Source organism: Devosia oryzisoli (assembly GCF_014837245.1).
Taxonomy (GTDB): Bacteria; Pseudomonadota; Alphaproteobacteria; order Rhizobiales; family Devosiaceae; genus Devosia; species Devosia oryzisoli.
Genome location: NZ_JACYFU010000003.1, coordinates 81,983 through 102,333, shown reverse-complemented (window position 1 = coordinate 102,333; position 20,351 = coordinate 81,983). Strand labels below are relative to the sequence as shown.

The 20,351-nt window shown below is 64.5% G+C and carries 23 protein-coding genes; 13 read left to right on the top strand and 10 right to left on the bottom strand.

Annotation, left to right across the window (positions count from 1 at the left end; all coding sequences use genetic code 11):
• Window positions 1-23 precede the first annotated feature (23 nt).
• Window positions 24-1,049 (top strand): LacI family transcriptional regulator, encoded by a 1,026-nt coding sequence (locus IC608_RS11960; RefSeq protein WP_191775638.1) that lies wholly within the window; start codon window positions 24-26, stop codon window positions 1,047-1,049.
• Window positions 1,050-1,051: 2 nt separating this feature from the next.
• Here the strand turns inward: IC608_RS11960 and IC608_RS11955 are convergent, their stop codons facing one another.
• Together IC608_RS11955 and IC608_RS11950 are read right to left on the bottom strand one after the other, a co-directional pair.
• The gene (locus tag IC608_RS11955; RefSeq protein WP_191775637.1) at window positions 1,052-1,990 is read right to left on the bottom strand and encodes an aldo/keto reductase; all 939 of its coding nucleotides are present in this window, start codon (window positions 1,988-1,990) and stop codon (window positions 1,052-1,054) included.
• Window positions 1,962-2,525: a hypothetical protein gene (locus IC608_RS11950; protein ID WP_191775635.1), complete on the bottom strand. Its 564-nt coding sequence runs from the start codon at window positions 2,523-2,525 to the stop codon at window positions 1,962-1,964. The genes IC608_RS11955 and IC608_RS11950 overlap by 29 nt, the downstream gene beginning before the upstream one ends.
• Before the next feature lie 227 nt (window positions 2,526-2,752).
• Here IC608_RS11950 and IC608_RS11945 point away from each other — a divergent pair, with 227 nt between their 5' ends.
• The 6 genes from IC608_RS11945 to IC608_RS11920 all read left to right on the top strand — a co-directional run bounded on the left by IC608_RS11945 (window position 2,753) and on the right by IC608_RS11920 (window position 9,185).
• Window positions 2,753-4,348: an ABC transporter substrate-binding protein gene (locus IC608_RS11945; RefSeq protein ID WP_191775633.1), complete on the top strand. Its 1,596-nt coding sequence runs from the start codon at window positions 2,753-2,755 to the stop codon at window positions 4,346-4,348.
• 175 nt (window positions 4,349-4,523) lie between these two features.
• Complete coding sequence (locus IC608_RS11940; protein WP_191775631.1) at window positions 4,524-5,531, top strand: ABC transporter permease subunit; 1,008 nt, start codon at window positions 4,524-4,526, stop codon at window positions 5,529-5,531.
• Window position 5,532: 1 nt separating this feature from the next.
• The gene (locus IC608_RS11935) at window positions 5,533-6,432 is read left to right on the top strand and encodes an ABC transporter permease subunit (protein WP_191775630.1); all 900 of its coding nucleotides are present in this window, start codon (window positions 5,533-5,535) and stop codon (window positions 6,430-6,432) included.
• 4 nt (window positions 6,433-6,436) lie between these two features.
• Window positions 6,437-7,282 carry an ABC transporter ATP-binding protein gene (locus tag IC608_RS11930; protein WP_191775628.1) on the top strand — a complete coding sequence of 282 codons (846 nt, stop codon included), beginning with the start codon at window positions 6,437-6,439 and terminating at the stop codon, window positions 7,280-7,282.
• Window positions 7,282-8,109: a dipeptide ABC transporter ATP-binding protein gene (locus IC608_RS11925; RefSeq protein ID WP_191775626.1), complete on the top strand. Its 828-nt coding sequence runs from the start codon at window positions 7,282-7,284 to the stop codon at window positions 8,107-8,109. Before IC608_RS11930 ends, IC608_RS11925 begins: the two co-directional genes overlap by 1 nt.
• 41 nt (window positions 8,110-8,150) lie before the next feature.
• Window positions 8,151-9,185 (top strand): YihY/virulence factor BrkB family protein, encoded by a 1,035-nt coding sequence (locus IC608_RS11920; protein ID WP_191775624.1) that lies wholly within the window; start codon window positions 8,151-8,153, stop codon window positions 9,183-9,185.
• Here IC608_RS11920 and IC608_RS11915 read toward each other — a convergent pair.
• Window positions 9,175-10,209 carry a Gfo/Idh/MocA family protein gene (locus IC608_RS11915; protein ID WP_191775623.1) on the bottom strand — a complete coding sequence of 345 codons (1,035 nt, stop codon included), beginning with the start codon at window positions 10,207-10,209 and terminating at the stop codon, window positions 9,175-9,177. The genes IC608_RS11920 and IC608_RS11915 overlap by 11 nt on opposite strands.
• Before the next feature lie 82 nt (window positions 10,210-10,291).
• On the opposite strand from IC608_RS11915, the gene IC608_RS11910 reads away from it, so the two are divergent.
• Entirely contained in the window at window positions 10,292-11,017 is a 726-nt protein-coding gene (locus IC608_RS11910) for an SIMPL domain-containing protein (protein WP_191775621.1), read from the top strand.
• Here the strand turns inward: IC608_RS11910 and IC608_RS11905 are convergent.
• On the bottom strand, window positions 10,995-11,318 hold the full coding sequence (locus IC608_RS11905; protein WP_210316343.1) for an integration host factor subunit alpha: 324 nt from the start codon (window positions 11,316-11,318) through the stop codon (window positions 10,995-10,997). The two genes, IC608_RS11910 and IC608_RS11905, sit on opposite strands and share 23 nt — an antisense overlap.
• 167 nt (window positions 11,319-11,485) lie before the next feature.
• Here IC608_RS11905 and rirA point away from each other — a divergent pair, with 167 nt between their 5' ends.
• Both rirA and IC608_RS11895 read left to right on the top strand, forming a co-directional pair.
• Window positions 11,486-11,965 (top strand): iron-responsive transcriptional regulator RirA, encoded by a 480-nt coding sequence (rirA, locus tag IC608_RS11900; protein WP_191775617.1) that lies wholly within the window; start codon window positions 11,486-11,488, stop codon window positions 11,963-11,965.
• A 159-nt stretch (window positions 11,966-12,124) separates the two neighbouring features.
• Complete coding sequence (locus IC608_RS11895) at window positions 12,125-13,939, top strand: ABC-F family ATP-binding cassette domain-containing protein (protein WP_191775615.1); 1,815 nt, start codon at window positions 12,125-12,127, stop codon at window positions 13,937-13,939.
• Window positions 13,940-13,948: 9 nt separating this feature from the next.
• On the opposite strand, the gene IC608_RS11890 is transcribed toward IC608_RS11895, so the two are convergent.
• Window positions 13,949-14,995 carry a LacI family transcriptional regulator gene (locus tag IC608_RS11890; RefSeq protein WP_345890893.1) on the bottom strand — a complete coding sequence of 349 codons (1,047 nt, stop codon included), beginning with the start codon at window positions 14,993-14,995 and terminating at the stop codon, window positions 13,949-13,951.
• A 489-nt stretch (window positions 14,996-15,484) separates the two neighbouring features.
• On the opposite strand from IC608_RS11890, the gene IC608_RS11885 reads away from it, so the two are divergent.
• Window positions 15,485-15,700 carry a hypothetical protein gene (locus IC608_RS11885; protein ID WP_191775613.1) on the top strand — a complete coding sequence of 72 codons (216 nt, stop codon included), beginning with the start codon at window positions 15,485-15,487 and terminating at the stop codon, window positions 15,698-15,700.
• A 48-nt stretch (window positions 15,701-15,748) separates the two neighbouring features.
• Here the strand turns inward: IC608_RS11885 and IC608_RS11880 are convergent, their stop codons facing one another.
• From IC608_RS11880 to IC608_RS18155, 5 genes are read right to left on the bottom strand one after another with little or no spacing between them, the layout of a single operon-like run.
• Complete coding sequence (locus IC608_RS11880; RefSeq protein ID WP_191775611.1) at window positions 15,749-15,940, bottom strand: hypothetical protein; 192 nt, start codon at window positions 15,938-15,940, stop codon at window positions 15,749-15,751.
• Window positions 15,927-16,073: a hypothetical protein gene (locus IC608_RS11875; protein WP_191775610.1), complete on the bottom strand. Its 147-nt coding sequence runs from the start codon at window positions 16,071-16,073 to the stop codon at window positions 15,927-15,929. Before IC608_RS11875 ends, IC608_RS11880 begins: the two co-directional genes overlap by 14 nt.
• A 54-nt stretch (window positions 16,074-16,127) precedes the next feature.
• Window positions 16,128-16,694 (bottom strand): phosphonate metabolism protein/1,5-bisphosphokinase (PRPP-forming) PhnN, encoded by a 567-nt coding sequence (phnN, locus tag IC608_RS11870; RefSeq protein WP_191775608.1) that lies wholly within the window; start codon window positions 16,692-16,694, stop codon window positions 16,128-16,130.
• The gene (locus tag IC608_RS11865; RefSeq protein ID WP_248306362.1) at window positions 16,691-17,833 is read right to left on the bottom strand and encodes an alpha-D-ribose 1-methylphosphonate 5-triphosphate diphosphatase; all 1,143 of its coding nucleotides are present in this window, start codon (window positions 17,831-17,833) and stop codon (window positions 16,691-16,693) included. Before IC608_RS11865 ends, phnN begins: the two co-directional genes overlap by 4 nt.
• Window positions 17,830-18,525, bottom strand: a complete 696-nt coding sequence (locus tag IC608_RS18155) for a DUF1045 domain-containing protein (protein ID WP_248306361.1) — start codon at window positions 18,523-18,525, stop codon at window positions 17,830-17,832. Before IC608_RS18155 ends, IC608_RS11865 begins: the two co-directional genes overlap by 4 nt.
• A gap of 119 nt (window positions 18,526-18,644) precedes the next feature.
• On the opposite strand from IC608_RS18155, the gene IC608_RS11860 reads away from it, so the two are divergent.
• Complete coding sequence (locus tag IC608_RS11860; RefSeq protein WP_191775604.1) at window positions 18,645-19,898, top strand: glycerate kinase type-2 family protein; 1,254 nt, start codon at window positions 18,645-18,647, stop codon at window positions 19,896-19,898.
• 56 nt (window positions 19,899-19,954) lie between these two features.
• The gene (locus IC608_RS11855) at window positions 19,955-20,308 is read left to right on the top strand and encodes a VOC family protein (protein ID WP_191775602.1); all 354 of its coding nucleotides are present in this window, start codon (window positions 19,955-19,957) and stop codon (window positions 20,306-20,308) included.
• Window positions 20,309-20,351: the final 43 nt, after the last annotated feature.

The following is a 20,351-nucleotide window of genomic DNA, read 5'->3' as shown; positions in this document are numbered from 1 at the left end:
TAGAACGGCAACAGGAGCCGAAAATGACAGAGCAGAGCCCGGACGAGGCGCATGAGCGGGTAACGCTCAAAACCATCGCGGAAAAGACGGGGCTTAGCCTCTCGACGGTGTCGCTGTCGTTGCGCGGTGGCGCGACGCTCAAGGCAGAGACCCGCGACCGCGTGGCGGCAGCGGCGGCCGAACTGGGATACGTGCCCGACCGCGCCGGGGTACGGCTGCGAACGGGCAAGACCAACGTCCTGACTTTGGTGCTGGGCGGCGGGGAGGACTCGGTGGATTTTGCGCGGCAGATGATCCAGGGCATCGGGCGCGCGCTGGTCGGGACGCGCTATCATCTCAACGTGGCGCCGGAATTCAGTGCTGAACCGACACTGGAAACGGTGCGCTATATTCTGGTCAACCGGGCGGCAGACGGGGTGGTAATCACCCACACCACGCCCGATGACGAGCGGGTCAGGTTTCTGACCGAACGCGGTTTTCCCTTCGTCAGCCACGGCCGGACAGGCTTTTCGGCGCCGCACGCGTTCGTCGATTTTCATTCCGAGGTCTTCGCGCAGAAGGCCGTGGAGCGGCTGGCGCAGAAAGGCCGGCGGCGGCTGCTGCTCATGATCGGCGACGACCGGACCACCAACTACGCCAATATTACCAGAGCCTTCCGCAAGGCGGCCGCAAAGGCGGGCGTTTCCGCCGAGGTTCTCGATACCCGGCCGGCACAAGGGGATCCGGCCCGCATTCGCGATCTGGCGCGGGATCTTGCCGGGCGCGCTGATGCCCCCGATGGGATCATCTGCGACAGCGAAATGCGCGCGATTGCGCTACTGGGCGGGCTGATCGCCAGCGGACAGTTCCCCTCTCGCGCCATCGACGTCATCTACAAGCAGACCTCGGGGATCGTGCCCACGCTGTTCCCGGACCTCGACTCCATCGAGGAGAATGTGACGGCCGCTGGCGATGAACTGACGCGCCTGTTGCTCCGCCGCATCGCCGGCGAACCGCCGCAGGACCTGCAGCGGCTCGCCGAGCCCGTGCTGCATTGGCGCAGCGGCTGACCTCAGCGTCCAGCCGCGTCCAGCTTGGCGACAGCATCGTCCGACAGGGAAAGGCGTGCGCCACGGGCGATGGAGCGAACCTGCTCCACCGAAGTCGCCGAGGCGATGGGGGCCGAAACGCCGGGCTTGGCAATCAGCCAGGCCAGCGCCACCTCGGCAGGGGTGGCATCGAGATCGGCGGCCACGGTGTCGAGAGCGCCCAGGATCGCCAGGCCCTTTTCGTCAAGATACCGCTCGACGCCGCCGCCGCGCGGCGACTGCCCCAAGTCGCTCTTTGAGCGATATTTGCCGGTGAGAAAGCCCGAGGCGAGGCTGTAGTAGACGACAGCCCCTACCTCGTTCTTGACCAGATAGTCGCGCAGCGCCTCGAACTCGGCGCGATCATAAAGGTTGTAGCGCGGCTGGACGACCTCGTAGCGGGGCAGGGATTTGACGATCGAGGTCTGCTGGGCATCCTCCATCATTTCCGTCGTATAGTTCGAGGCGCCGATGACACGCACCTTGCCGGCCCGGATCAGCACATCATAGGCCTCGAGCGTCTCCTCGTGGCTGGCTTCGCTGTCGGGCCAATGGCTGAAATAGAGGTCGATATAGTCGGTCTGCAGGCGCTTGAGGCTGTCCTCCACCGAGCTCTTGATGGCATCGGCCTTGAGCCCGCCCGGCTTCTTGCCCGAATTGACCTTGGTGAAGATGTGCACCTTGTCGCGATTGCCACGCGCCTTGAGCCACTTGCCGATAATGGTCTCGCTCATCCCCGGCGGATTGCCGGGCACCCAGTTGGGGTAGCCCTCGGCCGTGTCGATGGCGGTGAACCCTTCCTCGACAAAGGCGTCGAGGATGTCGAAGCCCCTGGTTTCGTCGACGGTCCAGCCGAAGACATTGCCACCCAGGACAAGCGGCTCGATCACCAGTTCACTGCGGCCCAGGGGACGTCGGTTCATTACTGTTCTCCATTTCCGTTTGCGGCGTAACGCGGGAAAGCGTGTTTTGTTCGGAGACTGGCGCCTTGGGTGCGCACCAGTAGAGGGCCTCGCGGATGGAAGTAAGGGAGCCGGCCAGGTCGATGAACACGAAGGCGTCACTATCGTCATCGTCGCGCCGGAGATAGACGAACGTGCCCTGTTCGAGCCTCTCGAGGATGGGCGCAATATCGCCCACCACCCGCGCGGCGTAGGGGCTCGCGGCGGGTTCGGTCCTCAAGGCAAGGTTTTCGCGATCGATGGTCAGCGTCCACCGGGCAGGGCTGGCGGGCGGATCGCTGGCGTGGACATAGAGGCCGGTCGTGAGATCGTCTTCGCACCGCACGGCGAGGCATGTGAATGCCGAGGCCGTCGCCTTGCTGTCGCACCCCAAAGATGCACGGTCGCCTTCGCCGGGAAGCGGCGAATAGTGCCAGCCGGGCTCCACGGCCCTGACGCCGGAGACGGACAGGAAAAGAGCAAATGCCAGGCTGGCAAGGCGAAGGGCGCGGCGCATGCAGCCATCTAGCACGGGCCGCGGGAGGCGGGGCAAGCCGTAAGGCCGCGTCCGAACGGTTGTTTTCGTTTCCGTCCATTTCTGTGGAAGGGCGTTCCCTCCGTCACACGGTTGACCAATTGGTCAAACTCACCCATTGCGCTCCTTTAGAATCTAGGCTTTTGTGTCCCTCAAGCCCCTGGCGTGCAATCCAGGTGCGCAATAATTCGTTTCGGGAGACGACACTGATGAAATTGATGAAGACGATGATGGCGGCTACGGCGATGGTGGCTCTTGCCGCCGGCGCTGCCGAGGCCAAGCAGCTTGTATACTGCTCGGAAGCTTCCCCCGCCCACTTCGACCCCGGTCCGCTGACCGGCGGCAACGACTTCGACGCCTCCTCGCAGACCATCTACAACCGTCTGGTCGAATTCGTCCCCGGCACCACCGAGGTGGCTCCGGCCCTGGCCGAGAGCTGGGAAATCTCTGACGACGGCCTGGAATACACCTTCCACCTGCGCCCCGGCGTCAAGTTCCACACCACCTCGTACTTCACCCCGTCGCGTGATCTCAACGCCGACGACGTGATCTTCTCCTTCGAGCGCCAGTACAAGGAAGACAATCCCTGGAACCAGTACCTCGAAGGCATGACCTGGGACTATTTCCAGGGCATGGACATGCCCAAGTACATCAAGTCGCTTGAAAAGGTTGACGATCTCACCGTCAAGCTGACCCTGACCGAGCCCAATGCGCCGATGCTGGCGAACCTGGCGATGGACTTCGCGTCGATCGTCTCCAAGGAGTATGCCGACAAGCTCGAAGCCGACGGCAACATGGCCGCCTTCTCGACGCAGCCGATCGGCACCGGTCCGTTCCAGTTCGTCGACTACCAGCTCGACACCGTCATCCGTTACCAGGCGTTTGCCGACTACTGGGACGGCAAGCAGCCGATCGACGACCTCGTTTTCGCCATCACCACCGACGCCTCGGTGCGCGCCCAGCGCCTCCTGGCCGGCGAATGCGATATCATGCCCTATCCGGCACCTGCCGATATCGAAACGCTCAAGGCCGACGAAAACCTCAACGTGATGGAGCAGGAAGGCCTCAATATCGGCTACATCTCCTACAACGTCACCGAGAAGCCCTTCGACAATCCCGAAGTGCGCAAGGCGCTGACCATGGCCATCGACAAGCAGGCCATCATCGACGCCGTCTACCAGGGTGCCGGCCAGGACGCCAAGAACCTGATCCCGCCCACCATGTGGTCCTATAACGACGCCATTCCGGCCGACGTCTATGATCCGGAAAAAGCCAAGCAGATGCTCGAAGAGGCCGGCGTGACCGACCTCACCACCGATCTCTGGGCCATTCCGGTGTCGCGTCCGTACAACCCGAACGGCCAGCGCGTTGCCGAACTGATCCAGTCCGACTGGGCCAAGGTGGGAGTTACCGCCAACATCGTGACCTACGAGTGGACCGAATACCGCGAGCGCGGCAAGCAGAAGGACCGCAAGGGCCCCTTCATGATCGGTTGGACCGGTGACAACGGCGATCCGGACAACTTCTTTGCGACCCTGTTCTCCTGCTCGGCCATCGGCGTCTCGAACTATTCGAGCTGGTGCAATGACGACTTCGAGACGGCCATCCAGGACGCCAAGAAGACCGCCGACCAGGACGAGCGCGCCGCGCTCTACACCAAGGCCCAGGAAATCTTCAAGCAGGAAGAGCCGGCGATCACCCTGGCCCATAGCCGCGTGTTCATGCCGATGAACAAGAAGGTGCAGAACTACAAGATGAGCCCGCTCGGCTCGCACATCTTCAAGGGCGTCGACATCGCCGAATAAGGCGTCGACCGCGCATTTTCGCCATTGAGCCTCGATCCGGCGCCGCCGGACCGGGGCTCAGCTTTAAGAGAGCGGGATCACGAGGCGCCGAACAACGGCACCCGGCCAGATCCGGCCACAACAGGAAACGCGGTGTGTCGCCTAGACGGACCGCCAAGGGGCAAGAACCCGACCCATGCTCACCTATGTCCTGCGCAAGCTTGCCTTGCTGCTGCCGACCATTCTCGGCATCTCCATCTGCGCCTTCGCCTTCGTGCGCGTGCTTCCTGGCGACCCGATCCTGGCCATGGCGGGCCAGCACGGCGTCACGCCGGAGCGCTACGAAATCCTCAAGGAGCAGTTCGGCTACAACCTGCCCATCTGGCAGCAATACTTCAATTATCTCTGGTCGGTCCTGCGCGGCGATTTCGGCATTTCGCTGGCCACCAAGCGCCCGGTGATCAATGAGTTCATGACGCTCTTCCCCGCCACCATCGAGTTGTCGCTCTCGGCCATGTTCCTGGCCGTCATCATCGGCATCCCGGCGGGGATCTTTGCCGCCGTCAAGCGCGGCTCCTGGTTCGACCAGTTCACCATGGGCGTGGCGCTGACCGGCTATTCCATGCCCATCTTCTGGTGGGGCCTGCTTCTGATCATCTTCTTTTCCGGCTATCTGGGCTGGACCCCGGTGTCGGGGCGCATCGACCTCACCTTTTTCCTGCGGCCGATTACCGGCTTCATGCTGATCGACACGCTGCTTTACGGCAACTGGCCGGCTTTCGTTTCGGCGGTGCGGCATCTGATCCTGCCCGCCGTGGTGCTGGGGACCATCCCGCTTGCCGTCATCGCGCGCCAGACGCGCTCGGCCATGCTCGAAGTGCTGGGCGAGGACTATGTGCGCACGGCCAAGGCCAAGGGCATGCCCCCGCGCCGCGTCGTCAACGTCCATGCGCTGCGCAACGCGCTGATCCCGGTGGTGACCACCATCGGCCTGCAGGTGGGGCTGCTGCTGGGCGGCGCCATCCTCACAGAAACCATCTTCACCTGGCCGGGCATCGGCAAGTGGATGATCGATTCCATCTCCAAGCGCGACTATGTCGTGGTGCAGTCGGGGCTCCTGATCATCGCCCTCATCGTCATGGCGGTGAACCTTCTCGTCGACCTGCTCTACGCCCTCATCAATCCGCGCATCCGGGTGCAGTAGCATGAGCACGACCACCGAACCCCCCGTCACCACCAAGCCTGTCTCGGGCTTGCGTGAATTCTGGTATTACTTCTCGGTCAACCGCGGCGCCGTCATCGGCCTCACGGTGTTCGCGATCCTCCTGATCTGCGCCATCTTCGCCCCATGGATCGCGCCCTATTCGCCCGACGTGCAGTTCCGCGACGCGCTGCTTAAACCTCCGGTCTGGGACGCCGCCGCCGACCCCCGCTTTCTCCTCGGCACCGATCCGGTGGGCCGCGATATCCTTTCGCGCCTCATCCACGGCGCCCGCTTCTCGCTGTTCATCGGCTTCTTCGTGGTCGTCGGCGCGCTGGTGGTGGGCGTGGTGCTGGGCGTTCTGGCAGGCTATTTCGGCGGCTGGGTCGATGCGCTGGTGATGCGGGTGATGGACATCATCCTGGCCTTTCCGCCGCTGCTGCTGGCGCTGGTGCTGGTGGCAATTCTGGGCCCGGGCCTCTTCAACGCCATGATTGCCATTGCGCTGGTCCTGCAACCGCATTTCGCGCGTCTGGTGCGCGCCGCCGTGATGGCCGAGAAAAACCGGGAATACGTCACCGCTGCAAAGCTGTCGGGGGCCGGTCATATTCGCCTGATGCTCATCACCATCCTGCCCAACTGCCTGGGGCCGCTGATCGTGCAGGCGACGCTGAGTTTTTCCAACGCCATCCTCGAGGCCGCGGCGCTCGGCTTTCTCGGCATGGGCGCGCAGCCGCCGACGCCTGAGTGGGGCACCATGCTGGCCTCGGCCCGCGAGTTCATCATCAAGGCGCCCTGGGTCGTGACCTTTCCGGGGCTGGCCATCCTTATCACCGTTCTCGCCATCAACCTGATCGGCGACGGCCTGCGCGATGCGCTCGATCCCAAGCTGAAGCGGAGCTGAGCCAATGCCCCTTCTCGACATCAAGAACCTCTCGGTCTCCTTCGATACGTCGATCGGTCTCTTCCGGGCCGTGGACGGCATCGATATTGCCGTCGACAGCCGCGAAGTGCTGGCCATCGTGGGCGAGAGCGGCTCGGGCAAGTCCGTGGCGATGCTGGCCACCATGGGTTTGCTGCCCTCGACGGCGACCGTCACCGCTGACCGCATGACCTTCGAAGGGCGCGACCTCTTAGCCATGGGCGAGAGCGAGAAGCGCTCGATCATCGGCAAGGAGATTGCGATGATCTTCCAGGAGCCGGTGGCCAGCCTAAACCCGTGCTTCACGGTCGGCTTCCAGATCGGCGAGGTGCTGCGCCAGCACCTGGGCCTCACCGGCCGTGCCGCCCAGAAGCGGATGGTGGAACTGCTCGAACTGGTGGGTATCCGGGATGCTGCCGACAAGCTCAAGGCCTATCCGCACCAGATGAGTGGCGGGCAGTGCCAGCGCGTCATGATCGCCATGGCCATCTCCTGCAATCCCAAGCTGCTGATCGCCGACGAGCCGACGACCGCGCTCGACGTCACCATCCAGAAGCAGATTCTCGACCTCCTCGTCCGCCTGCAGGCCGAAACAGGGATGGGGCTGATCATGATCACCCACGACATGGGCGTGGTCGCTGAAACCGCGGACCGCGTCATCGTGCAGTACAAGGGGCACAAGATGGAGGAGGCGGATGTGCTGTCTCTCTTCGAAAACCCACGCTCCAACTATACGCGGGCGCTACTCTCTGCCCTGCCGGAGAATGCGGTCGGTGATCGCCTGCCGACGGTTTCCGACATGCTGTTCGAACCCGCCCCGGGGGTGCGCTGATGACGACGCCGGTTCTCGAGGTCCGCGACCTCAAGCGCGACTACGTCTCTTCGGGCGGCCTGTTCCGCCCGGCCAAGGTGGTGCACGCCGTCAAGGGCGTCAGCTTCACGCTCGAGAAGGGCAAGACGCTGGCGGTGGTCGGCGAGAGCGGCTGCGGCAAGTCGACCCTGGCGCGCATGATCACGCTGATCGATCCGCCCACTGCCGGGGAAATCCGCATCGACGGCATCCCGGCAAGCGCGGCGCACGTGACCAAGGAACTGCGCCAGAAGGTGCAGATCGTCTTCCAGAACCCCTACGGTTCGCTCAACCCGCGCCAGAAGATCGGCGACGTGCTGAGCGAGCCGCTACTCCTCAACACCGACATGCCGGCCGGCGAGCGGCGTGCCCGCGCGATGGCCATGCTGACCAAGGTCGGCCTCCAGCCCGAGCACTTCAACCGCTATCCGCACATGTTCTCTGGCGGTCAGCGCCAGCGTATCGCCATCGCCCGCGCCCTGATGCTCAACCCGAGCTTTCTCGTGCTCGACGAGCCGGTCTCGGCGCTCGATCTTTCGGTGCAGGCGCAGATCCTCAATCTCCTCAAGGACCTGCAGGACGAGTTCGGGCTGACCTATGTGTTCATCAGCCATGACCTGTCCGTGGTGCGCTACATCGCCGACGAGGTGATGGTGATGTATTTCGGCGACGTGGTGGAGCATGGCAGCCGGGAGGCGGTGTTCGCCGATCCCCAGCACGACTACACCAAGACCCTCTTCGCCGCGACGCCGCGCGCCGACGTGGAGAGCATCCGCGCCCGCATTGCCCGCAAGAAGGCCATGGCCTGATACGACCGGGAGCCAAGGGGACGCTGGCGCGTTAGGCGCACATGACGACCCCTGTGCAGGAGCAAGAGGCCATCCAGCCGAACCGCGGGCGCTCCGCCCGTGCGCCTCAGGCCGTTCCCTGGCAGGGTTGGAAGGACATCGGCTACCGCATCTTTGTTGGTTTTAACCAGAACCGCATTGTGCTGACATCTGCCGGCGTCACCTTCTTCATGCTGTTTGCGCTGGTCCCCTCTCTTAGCCTCTTCGTGACCAGTTATGGCCTGCTCAATGATCCGGCGGGAGTGATTGGCCAGCTGAACCTGCTCAACGGGGTGGTGCCCGACAGCGGCCTGCAGATCATCCGCGACCAGCTGGTGCGCTTGACCAGCCAGGACTCCCGTTCCCTTGGCATTACGCTGATCATCTCGCTTGCGGTGGCACTGTGGGGCGCCAGCGCTGGCATCAAGGCGATGTTCGACGCCATGAACGTCGTCTATGGCGAGGCGGAGAAGCGCAACTTCTTCTTCATCAACTTCCTGGCTCTTCTGTTCATCCTGGGCGCGATCGTGCTGCTCGTGATGATGCTGGGCGTCGTGCTGGTGCTGCCGCTGGTGCTTCGGCTGTTTTTCGTTTCGAAGTTCGAGTGGCTGGTTCAACTGGGGGCGTATGGGCTGATGCTGATCAGCCTTCTGGTCGCGCTCTCGGCCATCTACCGTTGGGGCCCGAGCCGGGAGAAGGCGCGCTGGCGCTGGATTACGCCGGGCAGCCTCTTTGCGGCGATCGGCATCATGCTCATGTCCGGCGGCTACTCCTGGTACGCGGCCAACTTCTCCAACTACGACGCTGCCTATGGCTCGCTGGGGGCGCTGATCGGCTTCCTGACCTGGATGTGGGTGTCGGTGATCATCGTGATCGTGGGAGGCTCGCTGAACTCCGAGATCGAGCACCAGACAACTGTCGACACCACCACCGGCGAGCCGGAGGCGATGGGAGAGCGTGGTGCCTTCGTTGCCGATACGGTGGGCGGGCGGTGGCCGGCCCACGGCGGCAAGGCCGCCGAGGGGCACGCCTCCGACGGCCAGGCCGTTAAAGGCTAACCCGTCGCCCATCCTTCGAGGATGCGATCAACCCGTCGATCAGCCTGTGCACCGCCAGCGCCGTCCGTCCAGTGCTGCGTGGCTCTCCCCCGCCCTGCACCGCCTTGATGAAGTCGGTGATCTGGGCCATATGCCAGTCATAGGGGAACGCCATGGGATCGGCCCCGCCACCGCTATTGCTGCCTTCGCCAAAATTCTCGGAGTGGCCGTCGTGCCAGTTGATGGTCAGCGTGCCGCCCGCCAGAGTTGCCGCTGCCTTCTCGAAGCCGAAATAAAGCGTCTCGGCACCCCCTGGAAACGCAGCCGTGGTGGCCATCACCGAGCCCACCGTGCCATTGGTAAACTCCAGCCCGCCCGCCACGAAGTCCTCCGTCTCCATGCTGTGCAGGCGGGTGGTCGCCGCCAGCGCCGTCACCGCGGAAACCGGGCCAGTCAGGGAGAGCATGAGGTCCAGCGAGTGGATCGCCTGGGTGATCAGGACGCCCCCGCCGTCCTGCGCCACGGTGCCGCGACCGGGTCTGTCGTAATATCCCTTCTGTGGCCGCCACCAGGGCACGGTGAGATTGACCACGTGCAGCGCACCCAGTTCTCCACTCTCGATCTTCTTGCCCAGCGCGATGGACGCGGCCCGGAAGCGATGCTGAAAGATGATGCCCAGAGTGACGCCGGCGTCTTCGCATAGCGCAACGATCCGCTCGGCCGCCTGCGTGGTCCGCTCGACCGGCTTTTCCATCAGCACGTGCTTGCCGGCAGCGGCTGCCTGGCGGACGATGTCCTCGCGCGTGTTGGGTGGTGTGAGGACGAGGATCGCATCGATGTCCGGGTTGCCCAGCATGGCCTCGTAGCTGGTGGCTGGCGGGAAGCCGTATTGCGTGCAGAACTCTTCAAGGGCGCCGGCGTCGCGCCGCCAGACCCCGCGCACCTCCAGCCGGTCCTTGAGGGCATTGAGCGCCAGCGCGTGCGGCTTTGCCGCCATGCCCGCGCCCACGATGCCGATCCCGAAGGTCTTGTGTTCATGCGCCATTCAGCCTGATCCTCCTATGGCTTGACGGCGCCACAATTGAGGCGCCGGGATATGCCTTGCGGGCAGTGGTGGGGGACCTAACATGAAACTGGTCGGTGTTGTTGCAGCGCTTTGCGTGAGCATAGGTATTGCGCTGGCTGGATGGTTCGTCGGAACGTCCTTGGTGGAGAGCCGGCAACCGCTGCGGGTGGTGACCGTCAAGGGCCTTAGCGAGCGTGCGGCCAAGGCCAACCTCGGCTTCTGGCCCATCCGCTTCGTGGCCACCGGGCCAACACTGGAAGCGGCGCGTGCAGGGCTCGAGAGTTCGGAAGCCGCGGTTCGGAATTTCCTTGCCGACCGGGGTTTCGTGGACGACAGCGTGCAGGTTCAGAACGTTCTCGTTGAGGATCGCGCCGCCGGCTACAACGCGGGCACGACGCCAGACGATTATCGGTTCGTGCTGACAGAGGACATGCTGGTGACGACCGATCGCGTGGATGATCTGGCCGGAGCCACTCGCGCGGTCGCCGACCTCCTGCGACAGGGTGTGGTCTTTTCCGCCGACGCTTACAGCGCCGGTGCGTCCTTTGTCTTTACCGGCATCAACGATCTCAAGAGCGAGATGCTGACGGAGGCGACACAAAGGGCGCGCGAGACGGCCGAGCAGTTTGCCACTGAGTCCGGGGCCAAGGTGGGGGGTATTCAGACGGCTAACCAGGGCATCTTCGAGGTGCTGCCGGCGGTCGAAATTCCCATCGACCGGCCGGAAAAGCAGATCGACAAGAAGGTTCGGGTGGTGACGACGATTACGTATTTTCTGGTTGACTGACCGGGGGCGTATCGAGCGCGTCCAGCGCCTCGCGCAGGCGGGCGCTTGGCGTCATCACGACGGTGTGGCGCGCGGAGATGGGATACTGCTCGCCGGTGCGCGGATTGCGTCCGGTCCGCTCGGCCCGGGATCGGACCTGCAACGAGGCAAAACCGGAGAGTTTCACGGTTTCGCCAGCCATGAGCGCGTCGCCGATCATCTCGAACATGCGTTCACCGATTTCGGACACGTCGGGACGAGAAAGGCCGGTGCGGGAAGCAGCCGCCTCAGTGAGCATGGCGCGCGTGATCGTCTTGGGCACCTGTTCCTCCTCAACCCTTAAATTCATACGCGGAACTTATTAAATTGTCCAGCTGAAAAGCTGATCATCGCCTTCAGCATTGTTTGACATTTTTTAGAATGGTTATAAGCTGGAACTATCTTTGCGGCTCGCCTTTTGGAGCTGCGCGCCTCTCGAAAGGTCCGCTCGTGAGACTTACTCGCCAGTCCAACTACGCCATCCGCACGCTGGTCTATTGCGCCGTCAATGAACCCGGGTTGAGCCGCGTGGCCGAGATTGCAAGGGCCTATGGGATCTCCGAGCTGTTCCTGTTCAAGCTGATCAAGCCGCTCGTCGAGGGCGGGCTGATAAAGACCGTGCGCGGTCGTCACGGCGGGATTCGGCTGGGGCGTCCGGCCGACGACATCACGCTGCTCGAAACCATTCGCCTCACCGAGGAGAGTTTCGCGCTGGCCGAGTGCTTCGAGGAGAACGCCGATTGTCCGCTGATCGGAGAGTGCGACCTCAACGGCGCCCTGCGCGAGGCTCTTGGGGCGTTCTTCGAGGTTCTGGCCGGCTATACCATTGCCGATCTGGCGAGCAAGAAGCGCTCGATCCGGGAACGGCTTGGGTTGACGACGGCCGAAGCGGTATCCGAAACCCGGCTGGCCGAGATTTCGGCGGCGTAGCGGCTAGGCGAGGTCTCACGACCGCTGCGCCCCTCGCCAATCTCTGACGAATGTGTGCTGCACTCCTCTTCCGCCCGGCCAGAATCCGCAACATTCTGGCCGGTCTTTTCTTTGCCTCTGAGCTGTGGTCTATCCGCCGCCAACGGATCCGGAACCTTCATGGCGCAGCCTCCTCTTCTTTCCCTGCAGAACATTCAACTGACCTTTGGCGGCACGCGCCTGCTGGAGGCGGCGGACCTGATCGTGTCGCCGGGGGACCGCATTGCCTTGGTCGGCCGCAACGGCTCGGGCAAGTCGACGCTGCTCAAGATTGCCGCGGGCATGATCCAGCACGATGCCGGCATACGCTTTGCCGAACCCTCCGCGACCATCCGCTATCTGCCGCAGGAGCCCGACCTCTCGGCCTTCGCCACCACCCTGGCCTATGTGGAGGGGGGACTGGCGCCGGGTGACGACCCTTATCGCGCGCAGTATCTGCTCGAGGCGCTAGGGCTGTCGGGACAGGAGAACCCGGCAACCCTGTCGGGTGGCGAAGGCCGCCGCGCCGCTCTGGCGCGAGTACTGGCGCCGCAACCCGATGTCCTGCTGCTCGACGAGCCAACCAATCACCTCGACCTGCCGGTGATCGAATGGCTGCAGGCCGAACTCAGCGCCATGCGCTCGGCGATGGTGCTGATCAGCCACGACCGGCGGTTCCTGAGTGATCTCAGCCGCGCCACGGTGTGGCTTGACCGCGGAGTGACCCGGCGGCTCGACAAGGGGTTCGGCGCCTTCGAAGGCTGGCGCGACGAAGTCCTGGAACTGGAGGAAAAGGAGCGTCACAAACTTGACCGGCAGATCGTGCGCGAGGAGCACTGGCTGCGCTATGGCGTCACCGCCCGCCGCAAGCGCAATGTCGGCCGCCTGGAGCGCCTGGCAGGGCTGCGCCAGGATCGGCGCGAGCAGCGTCGCAGCGTCGGCGCCGTCAATCTCGTTGCCAGTGAGGGCCGCACGTCGGGCGCCTTGGTGAGCGAGGCGGAGGCGATTTCCAAGAGCTTCGGCACACGCACCGTGGTGCGTGACTTCTCCACCCGCATCCTGCGCGGCGACCGCGTGGGGATCGTTGGTCCCAACGGCGCTGGCAAGACCACGCTGATCAAGCTGCTCACCGGCCTGCTCGAGCCCGATAGCGGCACCGTCAAGCTCGGCGCCGCGCTGGAAATGGCGATGCTCGACCAGGGACGCGCCCGGCTCGATCCCGACACGCGCCTCAAGGACGCCCTCACCGGCGGCGGCAGCGACACCCTGACGATCAATGGCGAGTCGCGCCACGTCGTGGGCTACATGAAGGACTTTCTGTTCACCCCCGAACAGGCCAATACGCCCATCGGCCGCCTTTCCGGCGGGGAGCGGGCGCGCGTGGCGCTGGCCCGCGCACTGGCGCTGCCATCAAACTTCCTCGTGCTCGATGAGCCCACCAATGACCTCGACCTCGAGACGCTCGACCTGCTCGAGGAGATGGTGTCCGACTATGCCGGAACGGTGGTGGTCGTCAGCCACGATCGCGACTTTCTCGATCGTGTCGCCACCTCGGTGATCATGGCCGAGGGCAATGGCAACTGGCTCGAATATGCGGGTGGCTATTCCGACATGGTCGCCCAGCGCGGCGGCGGCGTTTCGGCGCGGGTGAGCGAGAAACAGCCACGGGCGGAGAAGCCCAAGGCCGCCGCTGCCGGCCAGCCGTCGCCCACAGCCAAGCGCAAGCTGAGCTTCAAGGAAAAGCACGCGCTCGAAACCCTGCCCAAGGACATTGCGCGGCTGGACGCCGAGATCGAAGCCCTCAATGCGGCTCTGGCCGATGCCGATCTCTATGCCCGCGACCCCAATGCCTTTGCCAGCAAGTCCAAGGCCCTGGAAGCGGCGGCGGCCAGGAAGGCGGCTGCCGAGGACCAATGGCTCGACCTCGAAATGCTGCGCGAGGCACTTGAGGGATAGAGGCTGCGCCTAGTCGGCCCATTCGAACCTTGGGTGCAGCATATGGGTCAGATTGTCGGTTTCGCCGGCGATGCGCCGCAACAGCACGCGCCCGAGGTTGCGCCCCGCCTCCACGAAATCTTCCTGCACCGTCTCTGCCGCCGGCTGGAACTGCATGAACATGGCCGAGGACTGCTTGGTTACCACATGGGCGTCGTGGCCCACCCGTTTGCCAGCCTCGGCCAGGCCATTGAGCACGGCCAGAGCCGACACTTCGGACGCGCAAACATAGCCATCCGGGCCATCGGGGCGTCGGGCCCGCTTGATGACATAGTTGCGGATGGCGTCGGTGGGGCTTTCGAGGTTGACGTCGGCCGCGAACTCGCAGGCGATGCCGGCTTCCTTGGCGGCCCGGCTCATCCCGGCCTTGAGGTGCTCGGTATAGGTTAGGGTACTTTCCGGCAGGACGATCGACACTTTCCGACAGCCCTTAGCGGCCAGACGAAGGGTCGCGCCATAGGCGTAAGCCTCGTTGTCGAAGTCCACATAGGGGTGCGGCTCCGGCCAGAGCGTCCGACCATGCACGGCAAAGGGGAAGTCGTGGTCGAGCAGGTAACGCACGCGCTCGTCATAATATTCGGCCTTGGAGAAGATCACGCCATCGGCGATGCGGTTGCGCACGATGTGCCTGATGGGCTCGATGGGCTCGACGTTGCGAAAGAGCGGCGTGATCACGAGGTGATAGGCGGTGTCGCGCAACGCCTCGGTGATGCCGGAAACCAGATAGGTCCCGAAGCCATAGATCTGTTCATCCGGCTCCAGAATCAGCGTGATGACGTTGGTGCGGCCTGTCTTGAGGCGCAAGGCGGCACGGTCAGGAAGGTATCCGATCTCTGCAGCAATTCGCTGCACGCGGTCGCGCGTCTCCTGGGCCAATTCGGGGGCATTGTTGAGAGCCCGCGAAATGGTCGTGACGGCCAGCCCGGTCATCTGCGCAATGGTCTTGAGGGTTGGCTTGCCCGAAGGCTTCACGCCCCGCTTTGCGGGCGCAATGGGCGGCGACTCGTCGTTCGACACGGCAATCCCCTTTTCCGGCCGCAAGGCCGGTGACGCTAAGGGCCGTACCACACCAGATTGTCTGCGCCAGTTCAAGAAGAAGGCGACTAGACGGGCCTTCTCCTCGAAACAGGATCATCGGGAGCAGTCTTTTTTCTCTTTTTGTCGATTTCCGCACGCCAATGTACTGGCAAATTTCGTGGACGGGGACTATCTTGCCTTCGCTGCGCCGCATTGCCGGTGCACATTCCCTATGGCCCAACACCCGCAAGGAGAGGACTGCGATGATGACATCGACGACCTTTACGATCTGTGCCCGGTGTTCGACCGTAGTACTCCGAGAGCATGGCGCCAAACGCTGGCAAGGGTTCTGTCGCTCGAAACGAATGTGACTGTCGTCACACCATCGTCTCACAGAATCGATAGAAACCCGCGCAACGGTTGGTCTCCGGACAGCGACGCTTCGTCGCCATCCGTCGCGGACCCGATGCGCAAGTGGAGCATCCACCCATGCAGGAAAACAATCTCAATAGGGCCACCAGAGTGAGGCCCACCGTCATCGAAGTGGCCGGCGAGCCGCAGGGCGTCGTCGTACCTGAGGCTGGTGGCTACAAGTTCGTCGCGGTCAAGCTGCCAGCCTTTCCCATCGACGGGCAGTACTTTGCCAATATCGAACTGGCCCACCTGGCGGTGAGTCAGGCGGTCCGCGAGAGCGACCACGCGTGAGTAAGCCGGTGGCTGGTCCACCGGCTTCGGCGCCCGCGTCCGGGTAATCTAATCGTCGTTGGTGGCGTTGAGGTCTTCGGGGCGCTTGCCTTCGACCGGCGGCGCTGGTGGCTCCAAGGCGGCTTCGACAGCTGCTGCCAGGGCTTCCACATCGATCCGCACGGCGCCGTCGAGGGCCTGTCGCTCCAATTCGGCGCTGATCGCTTCCCTTATCGCGGCGCGGCGGTTATCCATTTCCATCGATCGAAACTCCCTGGCTATCCACGCGGACTTCGAGCCCCGGCCTGGCCTGCTCCTGATATGTGTAGATCGCGACCGCGACCAAGGCGACCACGAGGATCGCGATGACCGCGTAAAGACCATTTCGGGACATCCCGAACTCCTGACGCTTGTTGACGCCGACCCAACGCCGCAACACGGCAAGGGTTCACTCTTCGGCGATGCGCCGCAGCGCCATCACGAAGGCGGTGACACCGATGGCCACTGAGCTCGAATTGTCGATGACGAAGGGATCGATGTCGGCCGGCAGCACTGCGCCATCTCGCGCCAGCCGCGCCGCGATCTGATCGCGGCTTTCCCGGCCTCGACCGGCGAGGCGCGCGGCGCGCAGCGATATTTCCGCCGAGACTTGCACCACCCGGCACATCGGATATTTTACCATCGCCCGGGCGATGACGTGCCGCGAGACGTTGGCGACCACCACGCGTCCGAGCGCAAGATCGGTATCGACGCCGATGGGGAGCGCGTAGTGCAGGCCATGCGCCTCCCAGGCGAGCGCAAATCGCCCCGTGTTCTGGGCGGCAAAGAATTCGTCAGGCGCAAGGCTGACGTGATCTTCGAGCTCGGCATCGGCCCGACGGGTCACGAGGCGCCGCACGAAACTGAACCGGCGGTCTGCCTCCAGCGCCTTGCGCGCTCCGCCGATCAGCGTGTCCTTGCCGACGCCGGAGGGCCCGACCACAAGCACCAGAACCCCGGGCGGTCGCTCGCTCAACTGACCCGTACTCCTTCGCGCCAGACGCCACGAACCACGGGCAGCGGCAGATCGGCGCCGATCCGCACCAGATCGGCACGCAGGCCCGGTGCAATCCGCCCCCGATCAGTCAGGCCCGCCGCGGCGGCAGGCCGGCTGGTCACGGTCGAGAGTGCCGACCAGAGCGGGAAACCCTCCACCCGCTCGGGCAGCAGGAAAACGGCCTGCAGGAGGGCAAAGGGGACGTAGTCGGACGAGAGGATATCGAGCAGGCCGGCGGCCACAAGGTCGGTGGCCGAGATGTTGCCCGAATGGGAGCGACCCCGCACCACGTTGGGTGCCCCCATCAGCACGGCGAGGCCGGCATCATGGGCGGCAGAAGCCGCCTCGAGCGTGGTTGGAAATTCGGCGATGGCGACACCATCGGAAACGGCTTCTTCGACATGGACAAGCGTCGCATCGTCGTGGCTGGCCAAGGCCAGTCCACGCTCCCGCGCGCGCTCCACCAGAGCCTGGCGATTGGTAGCCGAATAGCGGTCGTGCTCCGCCTGCCGGGCGGCCAGATAGGCCTGCAACTCGTCTTCGGTCCGCCCCATCTGCTTGCGATAGAAGCGCTTGTAGTCCTCGAGTGAGCGGAACTGCCGCTGGCCCGGCGTGTGGTCCATAAGCGAGGCGAGGCGCGTTGCGGGGTCGCTGGCCAAGGCGTCGAAGTGGCTGACGACATCGTGGCTGGGCAACTCGCACCGCAGGTGGATGAAGTGCTCCGCTCGGAGCCAGTCGCCCCTGCGTCCCTCGCGGATCGCAAGAACCAGTTCTCGGGCGTGGGCCAGCATGTCGGGCAGGTCCTGGTCCGACCCGATGCGAACCGCGTCGAAGACCGTCGTGATGCCCGAACCGACAATCTGGGCGTCGTGCGCGTGGAGCGCCGCGAGCGGATCCCAGAAAACCCCCGGTCGCGGCCGATAGTGATTTTCAAGATGATCGGTGTGGAGCTCCACGAGCCCCGGGATCAGGTAGTCGCCGCCCAGATCCTCGCCAGTCCGGCTCGGGCCGCTGTCGATCGATGAAATCACGCCATTCTCGACAAGCAGGCTGCCCTCGACGATGCTGTCTTCAAGCACGATCCGCGCGTTGCAGAACGCCTGTGTTCCCTGCCTCAAGCCGCCCCTCCCAGCTTGAAATCGGCGAGCCGCCGGAACGGCTGTCCCTTGTCCGGTTCGTGGAACAGCACCAGGCGATCGAGTTCCACTGGCTGGGCGAGCTCCGGGCCGAACCATGTTTCGGCCGCGACCTTGATCTCGCGGCGGTCGGGGTCGTCGAGGGCATCCGTCAGGGTCATGTGAAAGCGGAACTCGTCGAAGACATAGGGGTAGCCATAGCCATCGAGCAGTTCCTGCTGGCGCGGCGACAGGGCCTGTGCCGCCCGTGCCTCACGGTCCTTGAGCGACAGGGGCGCGCGAAACGGTTCGAACTCTTCGACAACCTGCGCGGCGAAATCCTGCAGGGTCTCGCTTGGCGCCTCCGGCACAAGGGCCAGGAAAGGGCCCAGCTCCGCCACCACCAGCCGCCCCAGCTCCACCTTCGAGCGTGACGCAGCGAACGTCGCCAACGCACCGGTCAACGCATCGAGGCTTCGGTCTGGTTCCAGGGCCATCGGCGCCTTGAGCGTCGCATGGAAGCCGTAGCGTTGCGCGGACTGGGTCAGGTTGAGCAGCCGCGCCCGATCGATACCGGCCACCATTCCGTCCATCAACTCGCCGCTGGCCGGATCCCGCCCCAACCATGTGCAGGCACGATCCCAGAGCGGGCTGTTCACCGAGGGGGCGAAGTAGAGGGCGAATCTTTCAGCCATGCGGTCTCCTTGAAGGACGGGTAATGGACGTCTGTGACGCCGATTTGGCAAGCCGGGATAACTGGACAATTGTAGACGGTGGAGCCACAAAGGCGGCGCCGTGCCGGGAGGGGAATGTCATGGACCGCGCTTTGCTCCAGAAATTATTCCGCGAGGCCGTCGCGGCGGCACAGCCTGCGCTGGCGGTGGAACGGCACCTTCCCGACGCGCCGAAGGGACGCACTCTGGTGATCGGCGCTGGCAAGGCCTCGGCGCAGATGGCCCGGGCATTCGAAAAGGCCTGGCCCGGTCCGCTCGAAGGGCTCGTCGTCACCCGCTACGGCTATGCCGAGCCCTGCGAGCGCATCGAAATCGTCGAAGCGGCCCACCCTGTCCCCGATGCAGCGGGTTTCGAAGCTGCTCGCCGGATCCGCGCGCTGGTGAGCGGGCTTGGTCCCGATGATCTCGTGGTGGCCCTGATTTCCGGGGGTGGGTCGTCCCTCCTCCCATCGCCGGCCGAGGGGCTGACGCTGGCGGACGAGCAGGCGATCAACCAGACGCTCCTGGCATCGGGCGCCACTATCGGCGTCATGAACCTCATCCGCAATCAGTTCTCCACCATCAAGGGTGGGCGGCTGGCCGCAGCAGCCGCGCCGGCGCGGGTCGCAACGCTGGTGGTGTCCGACGTGCCGGGGGACGATCCGGCCCTCGTCGCTTCCGGTCCTACGCTGCCGCTTCCCGGAAGCCGGGAGGAGGCGCGGCGCTTGGCCGCCCTTTATGGCTTGGATCTGCCCCCCGCGGCCCGGGATATTCTGGCGAGCGAGCGCAACCTGCCGCCACGCGCGGTCGACCCTGTTTTTGCCCGCAACAGCGTCGTCACCATCGCCTCGGCCGCGCTTTCGCTTGATGCGGCAGCGGCCTGTGCAAAGGGTGAGGGCGTCGAGGCCGCCATCCTGTCGGACGCCATAGAGGGTGAGGCGCGCGATGTGGCGCTGGTGCATGCCGCACTGGCGCGCGAAGTCCGGCTGCGCAACCGGCCCTTTGCCAAGCCGGTGGCCCTGCTCTCGGGCGGCGAGACGACGGTCACCCTCCGCGGCAAGGGGCGAGGGGGTCGCAACGGCGAATTCCTGCTGTCGCTGGCGATAGCGCTCGACGGAGTGGAGGGGGTGACGGCTCTTGCTGGCGATACCGACGGCATCGACGGCTCGGAGGATAATGCCGGCGCATGGGTGGACGGCAACTCGGCCCGCCGCATGCGCGAAGCCGGCATCGATCCGCAGGCGGCGCTGGCCAACAACGACGCCTACGGCGCGTTTGAAGCGATCGGCGACCTCTTCGTCACCGGCCCGACCGGCACTAATGTCAACGATTTCCGCGCGATCCTCATTCGCTGACTACCGCTGCCCGCTCCGCCGTGGCAGACTTTGATCAGCGGCAGAGGGAGGGGCGGATGGCGAAGGCAACCGGTATCGGTGGCGTTTTCTTTCGGGCGCAACACAACAAGGCGCTGGCCCAGTGGTACGAGACGCATTTGGGCGTCACGGGGTTCTGGAACCAGATGGGCGGCATGACGGTCTTCGCGCCGTTCAATGCCGACACCGACTACTTCCCCGCAGACCGCCAGTTCATGCTCAACTTTCGGGTCGACGACCTCGACGGGCTGATGGCGCAACTTGAGGCCGCCGGTATCGCCGTGGAAACCCGGCCGGACGAATGGGACGCTCCCGACACAGGGCGCTTTGCCCGCATCCACGATCCCGAGGGTAATCCTATCGAACTGTGGGAGCCGCCGAGCGCGGCATAAAAATCATACTTTTCCGCGCGTGGCCTCTTGGCAGGGCGGGGGG